18 protein-coding genes are annotated in these 16,057 nt (G+C 62.3%); 13 read left to right on the plus strand and 5 right to left on the minus strand.

Features of this window, described 5'->3' with window-relative positions:
- Positions 1–69: 69 nt before the first annotated feature.
- Positions 70–1,488 (plus strand): allantoinase PuuE, encoded by a 1,419-nt coding sequence (gene puuE / locus ACR0C9_RS16010; protein WP_170454369.1) that lies wholly within the window; start codon positions 70–72, stop codon positions 1,486–1,488.
- Positions 1,485–1,973, plus strand: a complete 489-nt coding sequence (locus tag ACR0C9_RS16015) for an ureidoglycolate lyase (RefSeq protein ID WP_480781453.1) — start codon at positions 1,485–1,487, stop codon at positions 1,971–1,973. Before puuE ends, ACR0C9_RS16015 begins: the two co-directional genes overlap by 4 nt.
- 101 nt (positions 1,974–2,074) lie before the next feature.
- Here ACR0C9_RS16015 and ACR0C9_RS16020 read toward each other — a convergent pair whose 3' ends face one another.
- The 3 genes from ACR0C9_RS16020 to ACR0C9_RS16030 all read right to left on the minus strand — a co-directional run bounded on the left by ACR0C9_RS16020 (position 2,075) and on the right by ACR0C9_RS16030 (position 4,371).
- The gene (locus ACR0C9_RS16020; protein WP_480781454.1) at positions 2,075–3,061 is read right to left on the minus strand and encodes a type I glyceraldehyde-3-phosphate dehydrogenase; all 987 of its coding nucleotides are present in this window, start codon (positions 3,059–3,061) and stop codon (positions 2,075–2,077) included.
- 54 nt (positions 3,062–3,115) lie between these two features.
- A complete protein-coding gene (locus ACR0C9_RS16025) occupies positions 3,116–3,439 on the minus strand; it encodes a hypothetical protein (protein ID WP_480626831.1) in 324 nt (107 codons plus the stop codon).
- A 101-nt stretch (positions 3,440–3,540) separates the two neighbouring features.
- The gene (locus ACR0C9_RS16030; protein ID WP_480781548.1) at positions 3,541–4,371 is read right to left on the minus strand and encodes a bifunctional allantoicase/(S)-ureidoglycine aminohydrolase; all 831 of its coding nucleotides are present in this window, start codon (positions 4,369–4,371) and stop codon (positions 3,541–3,543) included.
- Positions 4,372–4,588: 217 nt separating this feature from the next.
- Between ACR0C9_RS16030 and ACR0C9_RS16035 the strand changes: the two genes are divergently transcribed.
- Positions 4,589–4,906 carry a hypothetical protein gene (locus tag ACR0C9_RS16035; RefSeq protein ID WP_480781455.1) on the plus strand — a complete coding sequence of 106 codons (318 nt, stop codon included), beginning with the start codon at positions 4,589–4,591 and terminating at the stop codon, positions 4,904–4,906.
- A 5-nt stretch (positions 4,907–4,911) separates the two neighbouring features.
- Here ACR0C9_RS16035 and ACR0C9_RS16040 read toward each other — a convergent pair whose 3' ends face one another.
- Complete coding sequence (locus tag ACR0C9_RS16040; protein WP_170632835.1) at positions 4,912–5,847, minus strand: 2-hydroxyacid dehydrogenase; 936 nt, start codon at positions 5,845–5,847, stop codon at positions 4,912–4,914.
- Between the two features lie 127 nt (positions 5,848–5,974).
- On the opposite strand from ACR0C9_RS16040, the gene ACR0C9_RS16045 reads away from it, so the two are divergent.
- From ACR0C9_RS16045 to ACR0C9_RS16060, 4 genes are read left to right on the plus strand one after another with little or no spacing between them, the layout of a single operon-like run.
- Positions 5,975–7,210 carry an acyl-CoA dehydrogenase family protein gene (locus ACR0C9_RS16045; RefSeq protein ID WP_170454357.1) on the plus strand — a complete coding sequence of 412 codons (1,236 nt, stop codon included), beginning with the start codon at positions 5,975–5,977 and terminating at the stop codon, positions 7,208–7,210.
- Positions 7,211–7,218: 8 nt separating this feature from the next.
- Positions 7,219–8,022: a thioesterase family protein gene (locus tag ACR0C9_RS16050; protein WP_170623786.1), complete on the plus strand. Its 804-nt coding sequence runs from the start codon at positions 7,219–7,221 to the stop codon at positions 8,020–8,022.
- Positions 8,019–8,744, plus strand: a complete 726-nt coding sequence (locus ACR0C9_RS16055; protein ID WP_480580163.1) for a DUF1007 family protein — start codon at positions 8,019–8,021, stop codon at positions 8,742–8,744. The genes ACR0C9_RS16050 and ACR0C9_RS16055 overlap by 4 nt, the downstream gene beginning before the upstream one ends.
- Positions 8,729–9,655: a HoxN/HupN/NixA family nickel/cobalt transporter gene (locus tag ACR0C9_RS16060; RefSeq protein ID WP_170623784.1), complete on the plus strand. Its 927-nt coding sequence runs from the start codon at positions 8,729–8,731 to the stop codon at positions 9,653–9,655. The genes ACR0C9_RS16055 and ACR0C9_RS16060 overlap by 16 nt, the downstream gene beginning before the upstream one ends.
- A gap of 1 nt (position 9,656) precedes the next feature.
- Here the strand turns inward: ACR0C9_RS16060 and truA are convergent, their stop codons facing one another.
- Positions 9,657–10,424, minus strand: coding sequence for a tRNA pseudouridine(38-40) synthase TruA (gene truA, locus ACR0C9_RS16065; protein WP_170623781.1), 768 nt, complete (start codon positions 10,422–10,424; stop codon positions 9,657–9,659).
- A gap of 107 nt (positions 10,425–10,531) precedes the next feature.
- Here truA and ACR0C9_RS16070 point away from each other — a divergent pair, with 107 nt between their 5' ends.
- From ACR0C9_RS16070 to ACR0C9_RS16095, 6 genes are all read left to right on the plus strand, one after another.
- Positions 10,532–11,947 carry a YcjX family GTP-binding protein gene (locus tag ACR0C9_RS16070; RefSeq protein WP_170623779.1) on the plus strand — a complete coding sequence of 472 codons (1,416 nt, stop codon included), beginning with the start codon at positions 10,532–10,534 and terminating at the stop codon, positions 11,945–11,947.
- Complete coding sequence (locus ACR0C9_RS16075) at positions 11,947–12,399, plus strand: N-acetyltransferase family protein (protein WP_480781549.1); 453 nt, start codon at positions 11,947–11,949, stop codon at positions 12,397–12,399. The genes ACR0C9_RS16070 and ACR0C9_RS16075 overlap by 1 nt, the downstream gene beginning before the upstream one ends.
- Positions 12,392–13,381 carry a YcjF family protein gene (locus ACR0C9_RS16080; RefSeq protein WP_170454345.1) on the plus strand — a complete coding sequence of 330 codons (990 nt, stop codon included), beginning with the start codon at positions 12,392–12,394 and terminating at the stop codon, positions 13,379–13,381. The genes ACR0C9_RS16075 and ACR0C9_RS16080 overlap by 8 nt, the downstream gene beginning before the upstream one ends.
- A 59-nt stretch (positions 13,382–13,440) precedes the next feature.
- Positions 13,441–14,151 carry a VIT1/CCC1 transporter family protein gene (locus tag ACR0C9_RS16085; RefSeq protein WP_480781456.1) on the plus strand — a complete coding sequence of 237 codons (711 nt, stop codon included), beginning with the start codon at positions 13,441–13,443 and terminating at the stop codon, positions 14,149–14,151.
- Between the two features lie 86 nt (positions 14,152–14,237).
- Positions 14,238–15,554 carry an SDR family oxidoreductase gene (locus tag ACR0C9_RS16090; RefSeq protein ID WP_170454341.1) on the plus strand — a complete coding sequence of 439 codons (1,317 nt, stop codon included), beginning with the start codon at positions 14,238–14,240 and terminating at the stop codon, positions 15,552–15,554.
- Positions 15,554–16,033, plus strand: coding sequence for a DUF2269 domain-containing protein (locus ACR0C9_RS16095; RefSeq protein WP_170623777.1), 480 nt, complete (start codon positions 15,554–15,556; stop codon positions 16,031–16,033). Before ACR0C9_RS16090 ends, ACR0C9_RS16095 begins: the two co-directional genes overlap by 1 nt.
- The last annotated feature ends 24 nt before the right edge of the window (positions 16,034–16,057 follow it).

Genomic DNA, 16,057 nt, shown 5'->3' on the forward strand with positions numbered 1-16,057 from the left:
GATTGATTTGATAATCATCGGCGAATTTCTAGGATAAGCCTGTCGAAACATCCAAAACCGGAAGACGCCATGCAACCGCCTCGATACCCCCGCGACATGATTGGATACGGTGCCAACCCGCCAGCGGCGCAATGGCCGGGCGGGGCCAAGCTGGCCGTCCAGATCGTACTGAATTACGAAGAGGGCGGCGAGAACTGCGTTCTGCACGGTGATGCCGCATCCGAGGCGTTTCTGTCCGAGATCGTCGGCGCGGCGCAATGGCCGGGCCAGCGCCATTGGAACATGGAATCGATCTATGAATACGGCGCGCGGGCCGGGTTCTGGCGGCTGCATCGGTTGATGCAGGACCTGCCGATCACGGTTTACGGCGTGGCGTCGGCTTTGGCCCGATCGCCGGATCAGGTGGCCGCGATGAAAGACGCCGGTTGGGAGATTGCCAGCCATGGGCTGAAATGGGTGGAACACAAAGACATGCCCGAGACGCAGGAGCGCGCCGAAATTGCCGAGGCGATCCGGCTTCACACCGAGGTCGTCGGTGAGCGCCCGCGCGGCTGGTACACCGGGCGCTGTTCCGAGAACACGGTGCGTCTGGTGGCCGAAGAGGGCGGGTTCGATTATGTCGCCGACACCTATGACGACGATCTGCCCTATTGGACACAGATCGACGGTCGGGATCAGCTGATCGTGCCCTACACGCTGGATTGCAACGATATGCGCTTTGCCACGCCGCAAGGGTTCAATGCGGGCGATCAGTTCTTTTCCTATCTCAAGGACAGTTTCGACGCATTGTATGAGGAAGGGCAGGCGGGGGCGCCCAAGATGCTATCCATCGGGTTGCATTGTCGTTTGATTGGGCGACCGGGCCGCGTCATGGCGTTGAAACGTTTTCTGGAATACGCGCGCAGCTTCTCGGATGTGTGGTTTGCCACCCGGTTGCAGATTGCTGAACACTGGGCACAGACCCACCCGCCGCAATCCCATCCGAAGCCATCGCAGATGGGGCGGGATGCGTTTGTCCAAGCCTATGGCGGCATCTTCGAACACTCGGCCTGGATTGCCGAGCGGGCCTATGATCTGGAGCTTGGGCCTGCGCATGACACCGCAGGCGGGTTGCACAACGCCTTGGCGCGGATGTTCAGGTCGACCTCTGAGCCCGAGCGGTTGGGGGTTCTGACAGCGCATCCTGATCTGGCGGGCAAGCTGGCGCAGGCCAAGCGGTTGACGCAGGAAAGCACGTCCGAGCAGGCCTCGGCCGGGTTGGACGCGCTGACGGATGAGGAGCGCGCGGCCTTCACCGAATTGAATACGCGGTACACTGAAACGTTCGGATTTCCATTCATCATTGCAGTGCGCGATCATGACAAGGCCTCGATCCTTGCGGCCTTTCAGCGGCGGATTGAACAGGATCGCGATACCGAGTTTGCCGAGGCCTGCCGTCAGGTTGAACGCATCGCCGAATTCCGGCTGCGGGACGTGTTGCCCTCATGAGCCGCCGGATCGTTGCCGAGCCGCTGACCGCTGAGCAATTTGCGCCTTTTGGTGATGTGATTGAAGTGTCTGGCGACCCGGACAAGATCATCAATCAGGGGCAATGCGGGCGGTACCATGATCGGGCGCTGACGGATTTCAGCGACGGGCGCGCCGGGATCAGCCTGTTCGACGCCAACCCGCGCGCGCTGCCATATGCGCTGGATATGGTCGAGCGGCACCCGGAGGGCAGTCAGGCCTTTATCCCGATGACCCATCAGCCGTTTCTGGTTGTCGTAGCACCCGATGAGGGGGGGCAGCCTGGGCGGCCCAGGGCGTTCATGACACGAGCCGGGCAGGCCGTGAACTATCATCGCGGTACGTGGCATGGGGTGCTGACGCCTTTGCACGGCCCGGGCCTGTTTGCCGTGGTGGATCGCATCGGTGGCGGTGCAAATCTAGAGGAATTCTGGTTCGACACCCCCTATGAGGTGATCGCGGGCTAACCCCGGAAGGCTCCCGCCCGGTCAGAACGCATCGAAGATGCGCGCTGACCCGTTGGGCCCGGCAGCGCGCGGGCAGGCCCGCCCGCTGCGGTTGGTCTGGATCAACCCGTCGCCATCAAACGGGCCACGTCCAGCATGCGGGCGGAAAAGCCCCATTCATTGTCATACCAGCCGAAGACACGGACCTGATTGTTGCCGACCACTCGGGTCTCGGGGCCTGCGATAACCAGCGATTCGGGGCGGGATCGCAGATCGGACGAGACCAAAGGCAGATCGGTCCAGCCAAGAACCGCCGAAGCCTCGACCGCTTCGCGAAACGCGGTGTCGAAAGCCTGTTCGCTCATGCCGCGCCCGAGCGTTGCCACAAGGTCCACCGCCGAAACGCTGGCGGTTGGAACCCGCACCGCTGCGCCCGAAATCCGTCCGGCCAGATGCGGGAGAACAACGTCGATCAGGTGGGTCGCGCTGGACGTGGTCGGCACCATCGACAGCGCCCCTGCGCGCGAACGCGCAAGATCGCCGCGCGGCGCGTCGACCATCGGCTGGCTGTTGGTGTAACAGTGGATAGTGGTCATATGGCCCGAGACGATGCCGCCGATCTGATCCAGTGCCCGAACCAGCGGCGCGAGGCCATTGGTGGTGCAGGATGCGTTCGAGACGATGCTGGCATCGCCCAGCTGATCCTCATTGGCACCCAAAACCACCGTCAGTTCAGCGGCGGGCGAGGGCCCCGAGATCAGCACCTTGCGTGCGCCAGCCGCCAGACCCCGGCGGGCGACATCGGATGAGCGTGCAATGCCGGTGCAATCCAGCAGGACGTCAACGCCTGACAGATCGATATTCGCCAGATCGGAACTGTGCGTCATCGGCACCGTGCGCCCGTCTATGATCAGGGCTTCGTCACCGGCAGACACGTCCCCGGCATAGGGGCCAAAGGTGCTGTCGTATTTGAACAGATAGGCACAGGTGTCCAGCGGTGCGATATCGTTGATCAGCACCAGCTCGATATCTGATCCTTGCGGCTGGGCCAGAACCTGCCGCAGGATCGTGCGGCCAATGCGGCCGAATCCGTTGATCGCGAGTTTCATGCGCAAGCTATGGCAGGCAGATCAGGCGATCTCAACGAAAGTATTGTACCAATTTCAACCGCAACTGACCTGCGAGAAGAACTGCCCCGAGATGTTCTGATACATGCTGGCCACGATCGGTTTGCATCCGGTTGCCTGCTGGATCGCCGCGATGGCCTGCAGGGTGCGCAGGCGCGGGGGCGGGCCGAACGGGTTGAGGTTGTTGTTGTCGCGGGTGGCACGGTAGATGACCGGCTCGTCCGAGACTTTGGTCACGGCCCATGTGCGGCTCATGACAAAGACCGATTTGGTCTCATCCTTGGCAGCGACCGGCGTGGACAAGGTTGCGGCCACCATGGCGCATGCGGCCAGAGCCATCAGGGGGGTACGCAGTTTCATCAGCCAGTCTCCAATACTCAAACAATGGAATTTGCTGGGATTTCAGCAAATTCCGGGGCCGCTGTGAACCCCTGCAGGGGTAAAAGGCGATGAAACCGGGTTTAGCGGGGCAAGGATAACGGCATATGCCGGTTCACATCTTTGTACAGAAGATACCGGAAACGCCCCGGTCCACCCGCGTAACAGGCCTGCGGGCAAAAGGCGCGTAGCCACATGTAATCGCCTGCCTCAACCTCAACCCAATCCTGATTGAGCCGGTAGACGGCCTTGCCTTCCAGCACGTAAAGCCCGTGTTCCATCACATGGGTTTCAGCAAAGGGGATCACGCCGCCGGGTTCGAAATTGACGATGTTGACATGCATGTCGTGACGCAAGTCCTGCGGGTTGGCAAAGCGCGTTGTGGACCAGCGCCCTTCGGTTCCGGGCATCTCGATCGGCGTCACGTCTCGTTCATTGGTGATGATCGGGTCGGGGACGGGCAGCCCGTTCACGGCCTCATAGGCCTTGCGAACCCAGTGAAACCGCGCCACGGCGTCGGATCGGTTGTGCAACGTCCAGTCCGCGCCGGGTGGGATATAGGCGTACCCCCCTGTATCCAAATTATATTCCGTTCCGTTCAACGTCAGATGCACGGCCCCCTCAACCACAAACAGAACGGCCTGAGCGCGCGGGTCTGTTTCAGGCTGATCGCTGCCGCCGCCGGGCTGAACCTCCATAATGTATTGCGAAAACGTCTCGGCAAAGCCGCTGAGCGGACGGGACAGGACCCACAGGCGCGTGCCCTCCCAAAACGGCAGGTAGCTGGTCACGATGTCGCGCATCGTGCCCTTGGGAATGACGGCATATGCATCTGTGAACACCGCCCGGTCGGTCAAAAGCTGGTCCTGGCCGGGGTGCCCGCCGAGGGGCGAAAAATAGGTTGGTTGTGTCATCATGTGCCTCGGGTTCGTTTGCGTTGCACTATGTGACCAAACCGGGTGCGGCCTCTAGCGCTGGGCTTGCGATAGGTTTGTTCGGGATAATTTGAAGGTCGCCGCCATAGGGGTTGGCCACGCCCCCGCGCAGGTATATCCTTGAAGTCAAAATTGATTTCAGTTCAGCGAGGCAGAAATGAAAGCCCGGGTCTTTTTCGCATTGGCACTACTTAGCATGGCAGGCGTTACGACGACCGCCTCGGCCAAACCATTGTCCCGAATCATCGCCGAAATGGGGCTTTCGCCTGCGGATTTCGAGGTGGCAAACAAAGCCTCGCGCAGCTTGCTGACCGACGGCACGCCCAGCGTCGGCAAGGAGATCGGGTGGAGCAATGTCGAGACCGGATCAAAGGGGACAATCCGGATTGATGCGGTCGAAGGCAATTGCGTCCGGCTGCAACACGACATTCAGCCCGAAGGCAAAGAGGCCTCGCGCGGGGTCAGAACCCGTCAATGCAAGGACGCGGGCGGCAACTGGGTGATGGCGCCCTGATTGCGCTAGTAACCGCGCGCCCTGTCGACCTCATTCAGAAGTGGCGCGCCGGTTGTCAGCCGCTGGAAGTTTTCTGCCACATCCGACAGCGCATCGCCCAGATGCCAACCGGACACATGGGGCGTGATCGTCACGCTTGGGTGCTGCCAAAGCGGGTTGTCGGCTGGCAGCGGCTCGTGACACGTCACATCCAGAATTGCATGGCCGGGCGTGCCCTGATCCAGCGCGGCAATCAGCGCACCCTCGTCAATCAGATCGCCGCGACCGGCGTTCAATAGCTGACTGCCGGGTTTCATAGTCGCCAGCATCTGCGCGTCGAACAGACCCACCGTTTGCGGGGTCGAGGGCAGGATGGCGCAGACATGATCGCACTGCCCCAGCAGACCGGGCAAGGCATCGTCGCCGTGCACGCAGGTGACGCCCTCGATCTGCTTAGGCGACCGGCTCCAGCCCAGAACCTGAAACCCGACAGCGCGCAGCATTCGCGCCGTGCGGTCCCCGATATGACCCAGACCCAGAACGCCGACGGTTGTATGGGGCGTGAAGGTTGGTTCCTTGGGCAGCCATTCAGCACGGGCCTGCGCGGCTTCGTGAAATGCCATGTGACGCTGGGCGCGCAGAATGTAGGCGACGAACCATTCGGCAATGCCTTGTGCCGGTGCATCCGGTTTCAGGCGCGCAACCCGCATGTGATCCGGCAGGTTGGGATTGCCGACAATCGTTTCTACGCCCGCCCCAAGCTTTTGCACCAGTTTCAGGTTCGGCAGCTGGTGCAGGTGGTCGTCTTTCAGGCCCACGACCGCAACCATCGTGATCTCATCGGCGTTGCCGATTGCGTCCGGCGTGCGAATATCGGCACCGGGGATCGCGGACCGGATGTCATTGGCGATGTCCGCATCGCTGATCCAGTTGGTCAGGCCGGTGTCTATCAACAGCGCCATGGGCGGTTCCTTCCCTTGAAATTGAACGTGGTGACGTTCCGTCACGCAACTGGACAGAGTCGCAACAGTTAAGCCATCCTCGGTCCGTAAGGTACAGCCCGGATTTCACCCGGCAGGAGGGAATTTCATGAATATGTCATTTGGTTTGCGCGAGGAAAACCGCGCCCTTTTGCAACGTGTCGCCGACATGGTCCGGGATGAGATCATGCCGCTGGAAGAAGAATACCAGGCCGAGATCAACAAGGACGACCGCTGGCAATATACCGAACGCCAGGCCGAAATCCTTGAGGGGCTGAAAGCCAAAGCCAAGGCCGCCGGTCTGTGGAATTTCTGGCTGACCGACAGCGACAAAGGGTTCGGGCTGACCACGGTTGAATATGCTTATTTCGCCGAAGAGATGGGCAAGACCCCCCTTGGGGCCGAGGTGTTCAACTGTTCCGCCCCCGACACCGGCAATATGGAAGTGTTCGAGCGTTACGGCACCGAGGCGATGAAACAACAGTGGTTGAAGCCACTGCTCGACGGCCAGATCCGCTCGGCCTATCTGATGACCGAACCGGATGTGGCTTCATCCGATGCGACCAATGTGTCGATGTCCTGCGTGCGGGACGGCGATGACTATGTCCTGAATGGCGAGAAATGGTGGTCATCCGGCGCGGGCGATCCGCGCTGCAAGGTCTATATCGTGATGGTCAAAACCGGCGGCGAGGATCAGCCCAAGCACAAGCGCCAGTCGATGATCGTGGTGCCCGCCGATACGCCCGGGATCGAGGTTCTGCGACCCATGCAGGTCTACGGCCACGACGACGCGCCGCACGGCCATATGCATATTCGGTTTACCGACGTGCGCGTGCCCGCAGAGAATATCCTCTTGGGCGAAGGCCGCGGGTTCGAGATTGCGCAGGGCCGCTTGGGGCCGGGGCGCATTCACCATTGCATGCGCGCAATCGGTCAGGCGGAAAGCGCACTGGAGCAGATGTGCAAGCGTTCCATGCAGCGTGAGGCGTTCGGCAAGAAGCTGGCGCAGCTGGGTGCCAATTACGACATCATCGCCGAATGCCGGATGGAGATCGAGATGGCCCGCCTGCTGTGTCTGAAAGCGGCGTGGTACATGGATCAGGGCGATGCGCGGGCCGCGGCCCCGTGGATCAGCCAGATCAAGGTGGTTGCGCCTCGGGTCGCGCTGAAGGTGATCGACGAGGCGGTGCAGATGTTCGGCGGGCAAGGGGTCAGTCAGGACACACCACTGGCCACCGCCTGGACTCATGTGCGAACCCTGCGACTGGCCGACGGACCAGACGCGGTTCACCGTCGTCAGGTCGCGCGGGCCGAATTGAAGAAACACACGCAGGAAAAGGTCTGACGCACCGCATGACCAGGTACGAATTCGACAATCTCGCCTATTTTCATCAGCGAGAAGATGGGGCTTTTGTCGGCAACGACCCGGCGCGCGGCCCCTGGTCAGCCGATCATTGTCACGCGGGGCCCGTCAGCGGCCTGATCGTGCGCGCTGCTGAAACCGAGGTTGGGCCCGAGAAGATGCTGACCCGTCTGACGGTTGATCTGCTGCGCCCTCTGCCCCTGTCGGGCTTGCGGGTGGCGGCAGAGACTACACGGCACACCAAAACGCTAGCCACCACGCGGGTGACGGTGCACGATCTGGACGACACCCTGTGCGCTACGGCGACAACCATGCATCTGGCGCGTCGTGATCTGGGCACAGTGCCCAATGTCCACGTCACTCAGCTGCGGTTCGAAGATGCGGTTGATGGGCCTTTCCCGATCGGTGAACTGCGCCACGACCTTCCGGGATTTGCCCATTACAGCGACATCAGATACCCGGCAGGGGGCAAACAGGGGGCCGGGCCGAAAGCCATCTGGATGCGCACGCCGAACCTGTTGGAGGGTGAGGTGCAATCGCCGATCCAGTCGCTTTGCCCGCTGGCCGATTGCGGCAACGGTATCTCGTGGAATGCGCCAACGGCGGAAATGGGGTTCATGAACACCGATCTGACGGTGAACATCCATCGCGAGCCTGTCTCGGAATGGTTGGCAGCCGACTCGATCTCGCACTGGCAACCTTCGGGCGTCGGCATGTCGCAATCGGTTCTGTATGATGCCGAAGGGCCAGTGGGGACAGCGCTGCAAACGTTGGTTCTGTTCCCACCCACATGATGCGCTCGGCCGGTTTCTGCGGTGAAGCCGGGAAACGCATTGCCGCTGCGGTGTTGCCGCCCTATCTTGCCGGCATGCGTTGGCTGATACCCATTCTGACTTGCTGCCTGCCGATCCCCGCGCTGGCCCACCCGCATGTCTTCATTGACACCGGGCTGGAGTTCATCGTGGACGAAGCAGGCAACCTGACCCATGTGCGCGTGACCTGGGCGTATGACGAATTCTACTCGCTGCTGGTTCTGGAGGATTTGAAGCTGGATCAGGACGCAGATGGCGTTCTGACAGAAAGCGAAGAGGCGTATCTGACCGGGTTCGACGCGCAATGGGTCGAAGGCTACAACGGCGATCTGGTCGTGACTGCCGGTGGTGCGCCGGTCAAGCTGTCCGGTCCGCTGGAACCCCACGCGACAGCCGAGAACGGGCGCGTCGTGACCACGCATCTGCGCGAGGTCGAAGGGGGTGCCGTGCCAGCTTACGCCTTGTCGGCCAAACCGTTTGATGAGACCTACTATACCGCATACGAAGTCAACCGGCCCGTGACCGTGTCCGGCCCGTCCACATGTTTTATCGAGCGTGTCGATCCCGATATCGATGGTCAGTTGGCGCAGATGCGGGCGTTTCTGCTGACATTGGATGCGGATTACGATCTGGAGGAAAACGACATCCCTCTGGTGGGCGAGAACTTCGCGACTGAGATCCTCGTGTCATGTCCAAATACCTGATCGTTCCGGTTGCCATCGCCTTTGGCCTGTTGGCCTGGTTCTGGGGAAGCGGTGGCTTTGACAGCCTCGCCGCCTGGGCCGCGGGTGAGCAGCGCGAGTTTCAGAACCAGATCGCACGGGCCTTGCGGGCAGCGCGGGCCGAGCAGCCGCAAGCCGTGGCAACGCTGCTGACCGTTTGTTTCGCCTACGGGTTCTTTCACGCGATCGGTCCCGGTCACGGCAAGGTCCTGATCGGAGGGTACGGTCTGGGCCGCCGCGTCGCGTTCTGGCGCTTGTCCGCGATCAGTGTGCTGTCCAGTCTTGGTCAGGCGGTGACGGCGGTTGTTCTGGTCTATGCCGGAGTGCTGGTCTTTCAGCTGTCGCGCGAGACCTTGGTAGGCACGACCGAGCAGGTAATGGCCCCCATCAGCTACGCGGCGATTGCAGCGATTGGCCTGTGGCTGGTTTTTCGGGGGGTGCGTAGCTTTGTCAGGCGGTCCCGTAACGACGCCAAGCCTTCCCATGCCCATGATCACCACCACCATCATCACCACGAGGGCGAGGTCTGTTCGGATTGCGGCCACCGCCACGGCCCCAGCGCGGAAGAAGTCGCCAATGTCGGCAGTCTGCGCGAGGCGATCATCCTGATCGCAGGTATTGCCGCGCGCCCCTGTACCGGCGCGCTTTTCGTGCTGATTCTGACCTGGCAGATGGGTATTGCGATGGTCGGTATCGCCGGAGCCTTCTCGATGGCGCTGGGCACGGCACTGGTTACTACCTTGGTCGGCTGGACGTCATTTGGGCTGCGCGGCGGGCTGCTTGCTTCGGCCTCGGCCACCCGGTTCGCCTCCGTTCTGGCACCGACCATCGAACTGGTGGCGGGGCTGGTGATCGCGGTTATAGCCGGTGGTCTGCTGTTGCGCGCGATCTAGGTCAGTCGAAGACCGGCTCGGGGTAGCCGACCCGCGCCAGATACAGCCCTTGCGGCGGGCATACAGGCCCACAGGCCGCCCGGTCGGTGGCCTGCAACGCATCGCGCACGTCCTCGGGTGACCACGAGCCCGCGCCAACGCGTTCCAGCGTGCCGACGAAACTGCGCACCTGATTGTGCAGGAAGGACCGGGCGCGGACGTGGAAATGAACCTCGGGGCCGGAAAAGCCCTGAACCCGCTCGACCCGCAACTCATCCAGAGTTTTGACCGGGCTGGCCGCCTGACAGATCGACGAGCGGAACGTGGTGAAGTCATGCCGCCCGATCAGCATGTCGGCACCCTTCTGCATGGCATCGACATCCAGTTTATGATTGACGCGCCAGACCTGCCCCTTGTCATGGGTCGCGGGCGCACGGCGCATCAGGATGCGGAACAGGTATTGGCGTTCGACCGCCGTGAACCGCGCATGCCAGTCGTCCGCGACCTGCGCGGCCTGCACAATGGCCACCGGTTGCGGCTTGAGGTGATAGTTCAGCGCCTCGGACAGGCGGAACGGATCCCAATCCTTGATCAGATCGCAATGGGCCACTTGCCCCAGCGCATGCACGCCCGCATCGGTACGCCCGGCGGCGGCAATGGTGTGATCGCCCGGTTGAATGCGGGACAAGGCGTACTCGATGGCACCCTGTACCGACGGCAAGTCCTTCTGCCGCTGCCAACCGGCAAACGGTTCCCCCTGGTATTCGACTTTCAACGCATATCTGGGCATGCGCCGCTGGTAGCGTGCGGCGCGCAAACGGGCAAGGGGGCGAAAGCACTGGCATGTCCGAAGGCGGCTACCTATCTTGGGCAAAACGATAATTGCGGGGCGACAGTTTGGTCATCTCATCCCTGGCAGACAGTCTTGTGCGCGGCGTCGAAACCATTGGCGACAGCGTGTCCGAGACATTTTTCGAGCCGGTCATCCGTCTGGGCGTCACCGGTCTGGCGCGATCTGGCAAGACGGTTTTCATCACCTCGCTGGTGGCAAACCTGCTTGACCGGGGCCGCATGAGCGGCCTTGTCGCGCAGCAGGAAGGCCGGATCAACGCCGCTTATCTGCAACCGCAACCTGACGACATCGTCCCCCGATTTGACTATGAATCGCACCTCTCCGACCTGACTGGCCCTCAACCACACTGGCCCGACAGCACCCGCGCCGTGTCCGAGTTGCGCTTGTCTTTCAAGGCACGTCCTGCCGGGTTGCTGGCCGGTCTACAGGGGCCGCGCACCGTGCATCTGGACATCGTGGACTATCCGGGTGAATGGCTACTGGACCTCGCGCTGTTGGACAAATCCTATGAGGATTGGTCGCGCGAGACCCTCTCGCGCATCGAAAACCGACCTGACGCGGCAGAGTTTCTGAAACAAGCCCGCGCAACCGATCTGACAGCCATTCATGACGAACCGACCGCGCAGGCCCTGTCTTCCGCATTTACCACCTATCTGAATCAGGCACGCGAGGTCGGGTTCTACGACTGTACGCCGGGGCGGTTCCTGCTGCCGGGCGATCTGGCAGGCTCTCCGGTTCTGACCTTCGCGCCATTGCCGGTGTCCGAGCCCTCGCGCCGCCGTACCCTCCAGCGCGAGATGGAGCGGCGGTATGAGGCCTACAAGGCGCAGGTAGTAAAGCCGTTCTTCCGCGACCACTTCTCGCGCATTGATCGGCAGTTGGTTCTGGTCGATGCGCTGGGCGCGATCCACAAAGGCCCGCAAGCGGTCGAGGATATGCGCCGGGCCATGGGCGATATCCTGTCGGCTTTCCGTCCGGGCCGTAACGCGTGGCTCAGCCAGTTGCTGCTGGGCAAACGGGTCGAACGCATCCTGTTCGCCGCCACCAAGGCCGATCACCTGCATCACACGCAGCACCCCCGCCTGACCGCGATCATGGAGGCGCTGACACGTGAGGCGCGCGACCGGGCAAGCTTTGCGGGGGCCGAAACAGCGGCGCTGTCGCTGGCCTCGCTGCGGGCCACAACCGAAGAGATGCGCAGCCATGACGGGGTCGAATTGCCCTGCGTGCGCGGCACGTTGCAGGACAGTGGCAAGCAGGCGGCGTTTTACCCCGGTGAGCTGCCGGACGATCCGGCCCACTTGCTGGGCCCGGCCCGGAACGGGGCCGAGACTTGGCTGGGCGATGATTTTGGCTTCATGAGGTTCGCTCCGGCGCATCTGACCCTACGCCCCGGCGATGGCCCACCGCATATCCGGCTGGACCGGGCCGCGCAGTTCCTGATCGGAGACCGGTTGTGATGGTCACTTTGCGCCCGGCCCGCAGCACCGATGCCGGAACGACCGGGGAAATCCTGCACGGGTTTGCCCGCGAAAACGACTGGATGCCGGAACTGCATAGCTGCGCCGAAACCATCGCCTTTTGCGGTCGCATGATTGATCAGGGCTGGGTCACGGTGGCTGAAACCTCGGATGGGGTGGTTGGGTTTCTGGCGTTGAATGGATCGGATATTCATTCGCTGTACCTGACGGCCTCTGCGCGCGGGCAGGGGATCGGGGCGCAGTTGCTCGACCATGCCAAGGCGCGACACCCGCAACTCAGCCTCTTTGCCTTTCAGGCCAATACCGACGCGTGCAGGTTCTACGAACGTCATGGCTTTGCCGAGGTTGCCCGCAGCGACGGGGCCGACAATGATGAAAACCTGCCGGACATCAAATATGTCTGGCGTATCGAAAGTGCAGCACATGGCTAAAGGCCCGGTACTGATCGATCTCGAGGAAGATGCGCCCGCCGCCGACGTGGCCATGGCCCCGCCGGTGCCGGACCTTGCGCAGCCTCAGGGTCAGGCGATGCAAAGCGCGGCCCGAATTGCTGCCCGCAAGCCCTCGGCCCTGTCGCGGTGGTTCTGGGGCTTGGCGCTGGCGGTTGTTGGCGCTGCGATCTCGGTCGCCGCATGGGATTTCGCCACCTCGCTGGTCGCCCGCGCGCCTGTGCTGGGGTGGATCGTCACCGGATTGATCGCGGCGCTGGTTTTTGTCGCGCTGATCATCGCAATCCGGGAGTTGGCGGCGATTGGCCGTCTGTCCCGTGTCGACGGGCTGCGCCGCGCTGCGGATGAAGCGCTGGCCGACGCCGATCTTGCCAAGGCCCGTGCTGTTACGTCTCGCCTGATCGCCTTCTACAAAGGTCGGCATGAGACCCAATGGGGCCGCGACCGCCTGTCCGAACGAATGCCCGAGCAATTTGACGCCTCAGGCCTTCTGGGTTTAGCCGAAGATGAAATTCTGGCCCCTCTGGACGCTGCCGCCAGCCGCGAGGTTGAGGCGGCTGCCCGGCAGGTGGCGACTGTGACCGCTTTGGTGCCGCTGGCGCTGGCGGATGTGGTGACGGCTTTGGCCGCCTCGCTGCGGATGATCCGGCGGATAGCGGAAATCTATGGCGGGCGGGCCGGGTTTCTGGGCAGTTGGCGTCTGACCCGCGCCGTTTTTGTTCATCTGGTCGCAACCGGCGCAGTCGCAGTGGGCGACGATTTGTTGGAGCCGGTTTTGGGCGGCTCGGTCCTCAGCAAACTGTCCCGCCGGTTTGGTGAGGGGCTGGTGAACGGCGCACTCAGCGCCCGGGTTGGCGTTGCCGCGATGGAGGTGTGCAGACCCTTGCCGTTCTCGGATCGTCACAAACCGTCGACCAGGGCCGTGATCAAACGCGCCTTGAAGGGTCTGTTTTCCAAGGGTTGATCTGACGCAAAGCGCACCTGCCAGCCATTCGTCACACTGAATGTGACGGAGGGCCAGCCATGACAGATCACGGTCACAGCCAGCAGGAGATCGCCCAGCGGATCAATACCCCGCCCGGGCGCGGCGTTCTGCGCGATGTGGTCTATGGCGGTATCGACGGTTCGGTCACCACCTTCGCCATCGTGGCAGGTGTTGCGGGGGCAGGGTTGTCGTCCTTTGTCATCGTGGCGCTAGGGTTGGCGAATGTTCTGGCCGATGGGTTTTCCATGGCGGCGGGCAACTACTCGGGCACCAAGGCGGAACTGGACAACATCAAGCGGATCCGCGCCATCGAGGAACGCCACATCGCCCTTTACCCACAAGGCGAACGCGACGAGGTGCGCGCGATTCTGGCGCAGAAGGGTCTATCGGGGCCCGTGCTGGAGGATGCGACCGCGGCCATAACCTCGAACCACGAAAGCTGGATAGACCTGATGATCGAAGGCGAATATGGGCTGGGCAGTGTCGATCCGCACCCGATGAAGGCCGCTCTTGCCACGTTCTTTGCCTTTCTGGTGGCCGGGATGATCCCTTTGTTGCCGTTTCTGGTGTCGCTGAACAACGCCTTCGCTGTTTCGGCGTGGATGACGATGGGCGTCTTTTTCGCCATCGGAGCGCTGAAAAGCCGCTGGTCGCTGGCCCCGTGGTGGCGTTCGGGCTTGGAGACGCTGCTGATCGGCGGCGTGGCGGCACTTATTGCCTATCTGGTGGGGTCCTTGTTTCACCCCTGACCCTGCGGCTTTGTCGCAGATCGCCTGACCTGTCTGGCGTGTTCCGAGGTTTCCGTTAGGCTGAGGCAAAACGGATTTGACAACCAATGCATTCTGACGATCTGTGTGGGAAAAACATACTGATTCTGGGCGCCTACGGGTTTATCGGCGCCGCTGTTGCGCGTGCGCTGACGGCTGAAGGTGCAAGCGTGCGCGGGCTGGTGCGCAACTTGCCGATGGGGAACAAGGTTCTTCCGGGGACACAACTCATACAGGGCGATCTGCGCAATCTGAACCGATCGAAGGACTGGCAGGACCTGCTGCAATCGGTCGATATCGTGGTCAATTGCGCAGGTGCCCTGCAGGATGGCGGGCAGGACGATCTTGAAGTGGTCCACCACACTGCAATCGCGGCCTTGGGTCAGGCTTGCGCTGCACGGGAAATCGCGGTGATCCAAATCTCGGCCATTGGGGCCGAGCCGGATGCGCCGACGCCATTCCTGAACACCAAAGCCGCCGGGGACGCCGCTTTGCGGGCCTCGGGCATGCCGCTTTGGGTGCTGAAGCCAGGGCTGGTGATTGGGCAGAGCGACTACGGTGGTACCGCGCTGCTGCGCATGCTGGCCGCGATCCCGTGGGTACAGCCGCTGGCTTATCCGGACACCCCTGTGCAGTGCATCGGAATGCCGGATCTGTGTCGCGTCGTTCTGTCTGCCGCCATGGATCGGCTGCCGCAAGGCACTTATGATCTGGTCGAGGATACGCCCCATCCGCTGGCAGAGGTGGTTGCGGCCACGCGTCGTTGGCTTGGGTTTCGCCCAGCCTCGACCCATTTGAGGATTCCGTCCGCATTGATCAAACCCATCGCTGCCGGGGCTGATCTGCTGGGTCGGTTGGGGTGGCGATCCCCGCTGCGCAGCACGGCAATGACGGTCATGGCGCAAGGCGTGATCGGTGATCCTGCACCATTTCGGCAGGCCTCGGGGCAGGCGCTGGCGTCCTTGCCGCAGATCTACGCCGGATTGCCCTGCGGTCGCGAACACAGGCTGACCGCGCGCATGACCCTTCTGATGCCACTGGTCGTTGGGGTGCTGAGCCTGTTTTGGCTGCTCTCAGGTCTTTTCGGGCTTTTGGGGCTGTCCAATGCGGCGCAGGTCCTGATCGGGGCAGGATGGGCGGTGCCCGTCGCGATGCTTGGCGTGGCGTTCTGGTCGGTGGTCGACATTGCGCTTGGGCTGGCCATTCTGTGGCGGCCCTGGGCCACCCGCGCATGTTTGGCGCAGATCGGGGTGGCGCTGATTTACCTGATTTCAGCCTCGGTTCTGGTGCCCGGCTTGTGGGCCGATCCGCTGGGTCCGTTGGTCAAAGTGCTTCCTGCAATGACCTTGTCCCTGATTGCCATTCCGATGTTGGAGAGCCGCTGATGGACCCCGATCTGATCCTGCTCTGGCTGCATGTCATTGGAGCGTGCGTGTTGTTGGGAACCGGCGCTGGCATCGCGTTTTTCATGCTGATGGCACACCGTAGCCGGGACGCACATCTGATTGCGCATACCGCAGGCATCGTGGTGCTGGCTGATCTGATCTTCACAACAACCGCCGTCATCCTGCAGCCGATCACCGGGACCGCGCTGGCCTGGCGGTTGGGCTGGTCGCTGAGCGAGGGTTGGATCGCCTTGTCGCTGGTGCTGTATGTGCTGACCGGGTTGTTCTGGTTGCCGGTGGTGTGGATACAGATCAGGCTGCGGGCCTATGCGCGGGTTGCTGCGGATGCAGGAAGCCCAATGCCCGCAGACTACACCCGCCTGTTCCGTATCTGGTTTATATGCGGAATTCCGGCTTTTCTGTCGGTGCTGGTGATCCTTTGGCTCATGATCGCGCGCCCGGCGATCTCGGTCCTTTAGCGTGTTTCCCGCAACACCGCGACG

It is taken from the genome of Ruegeria sp. C12, assembly GCF_056537745.1.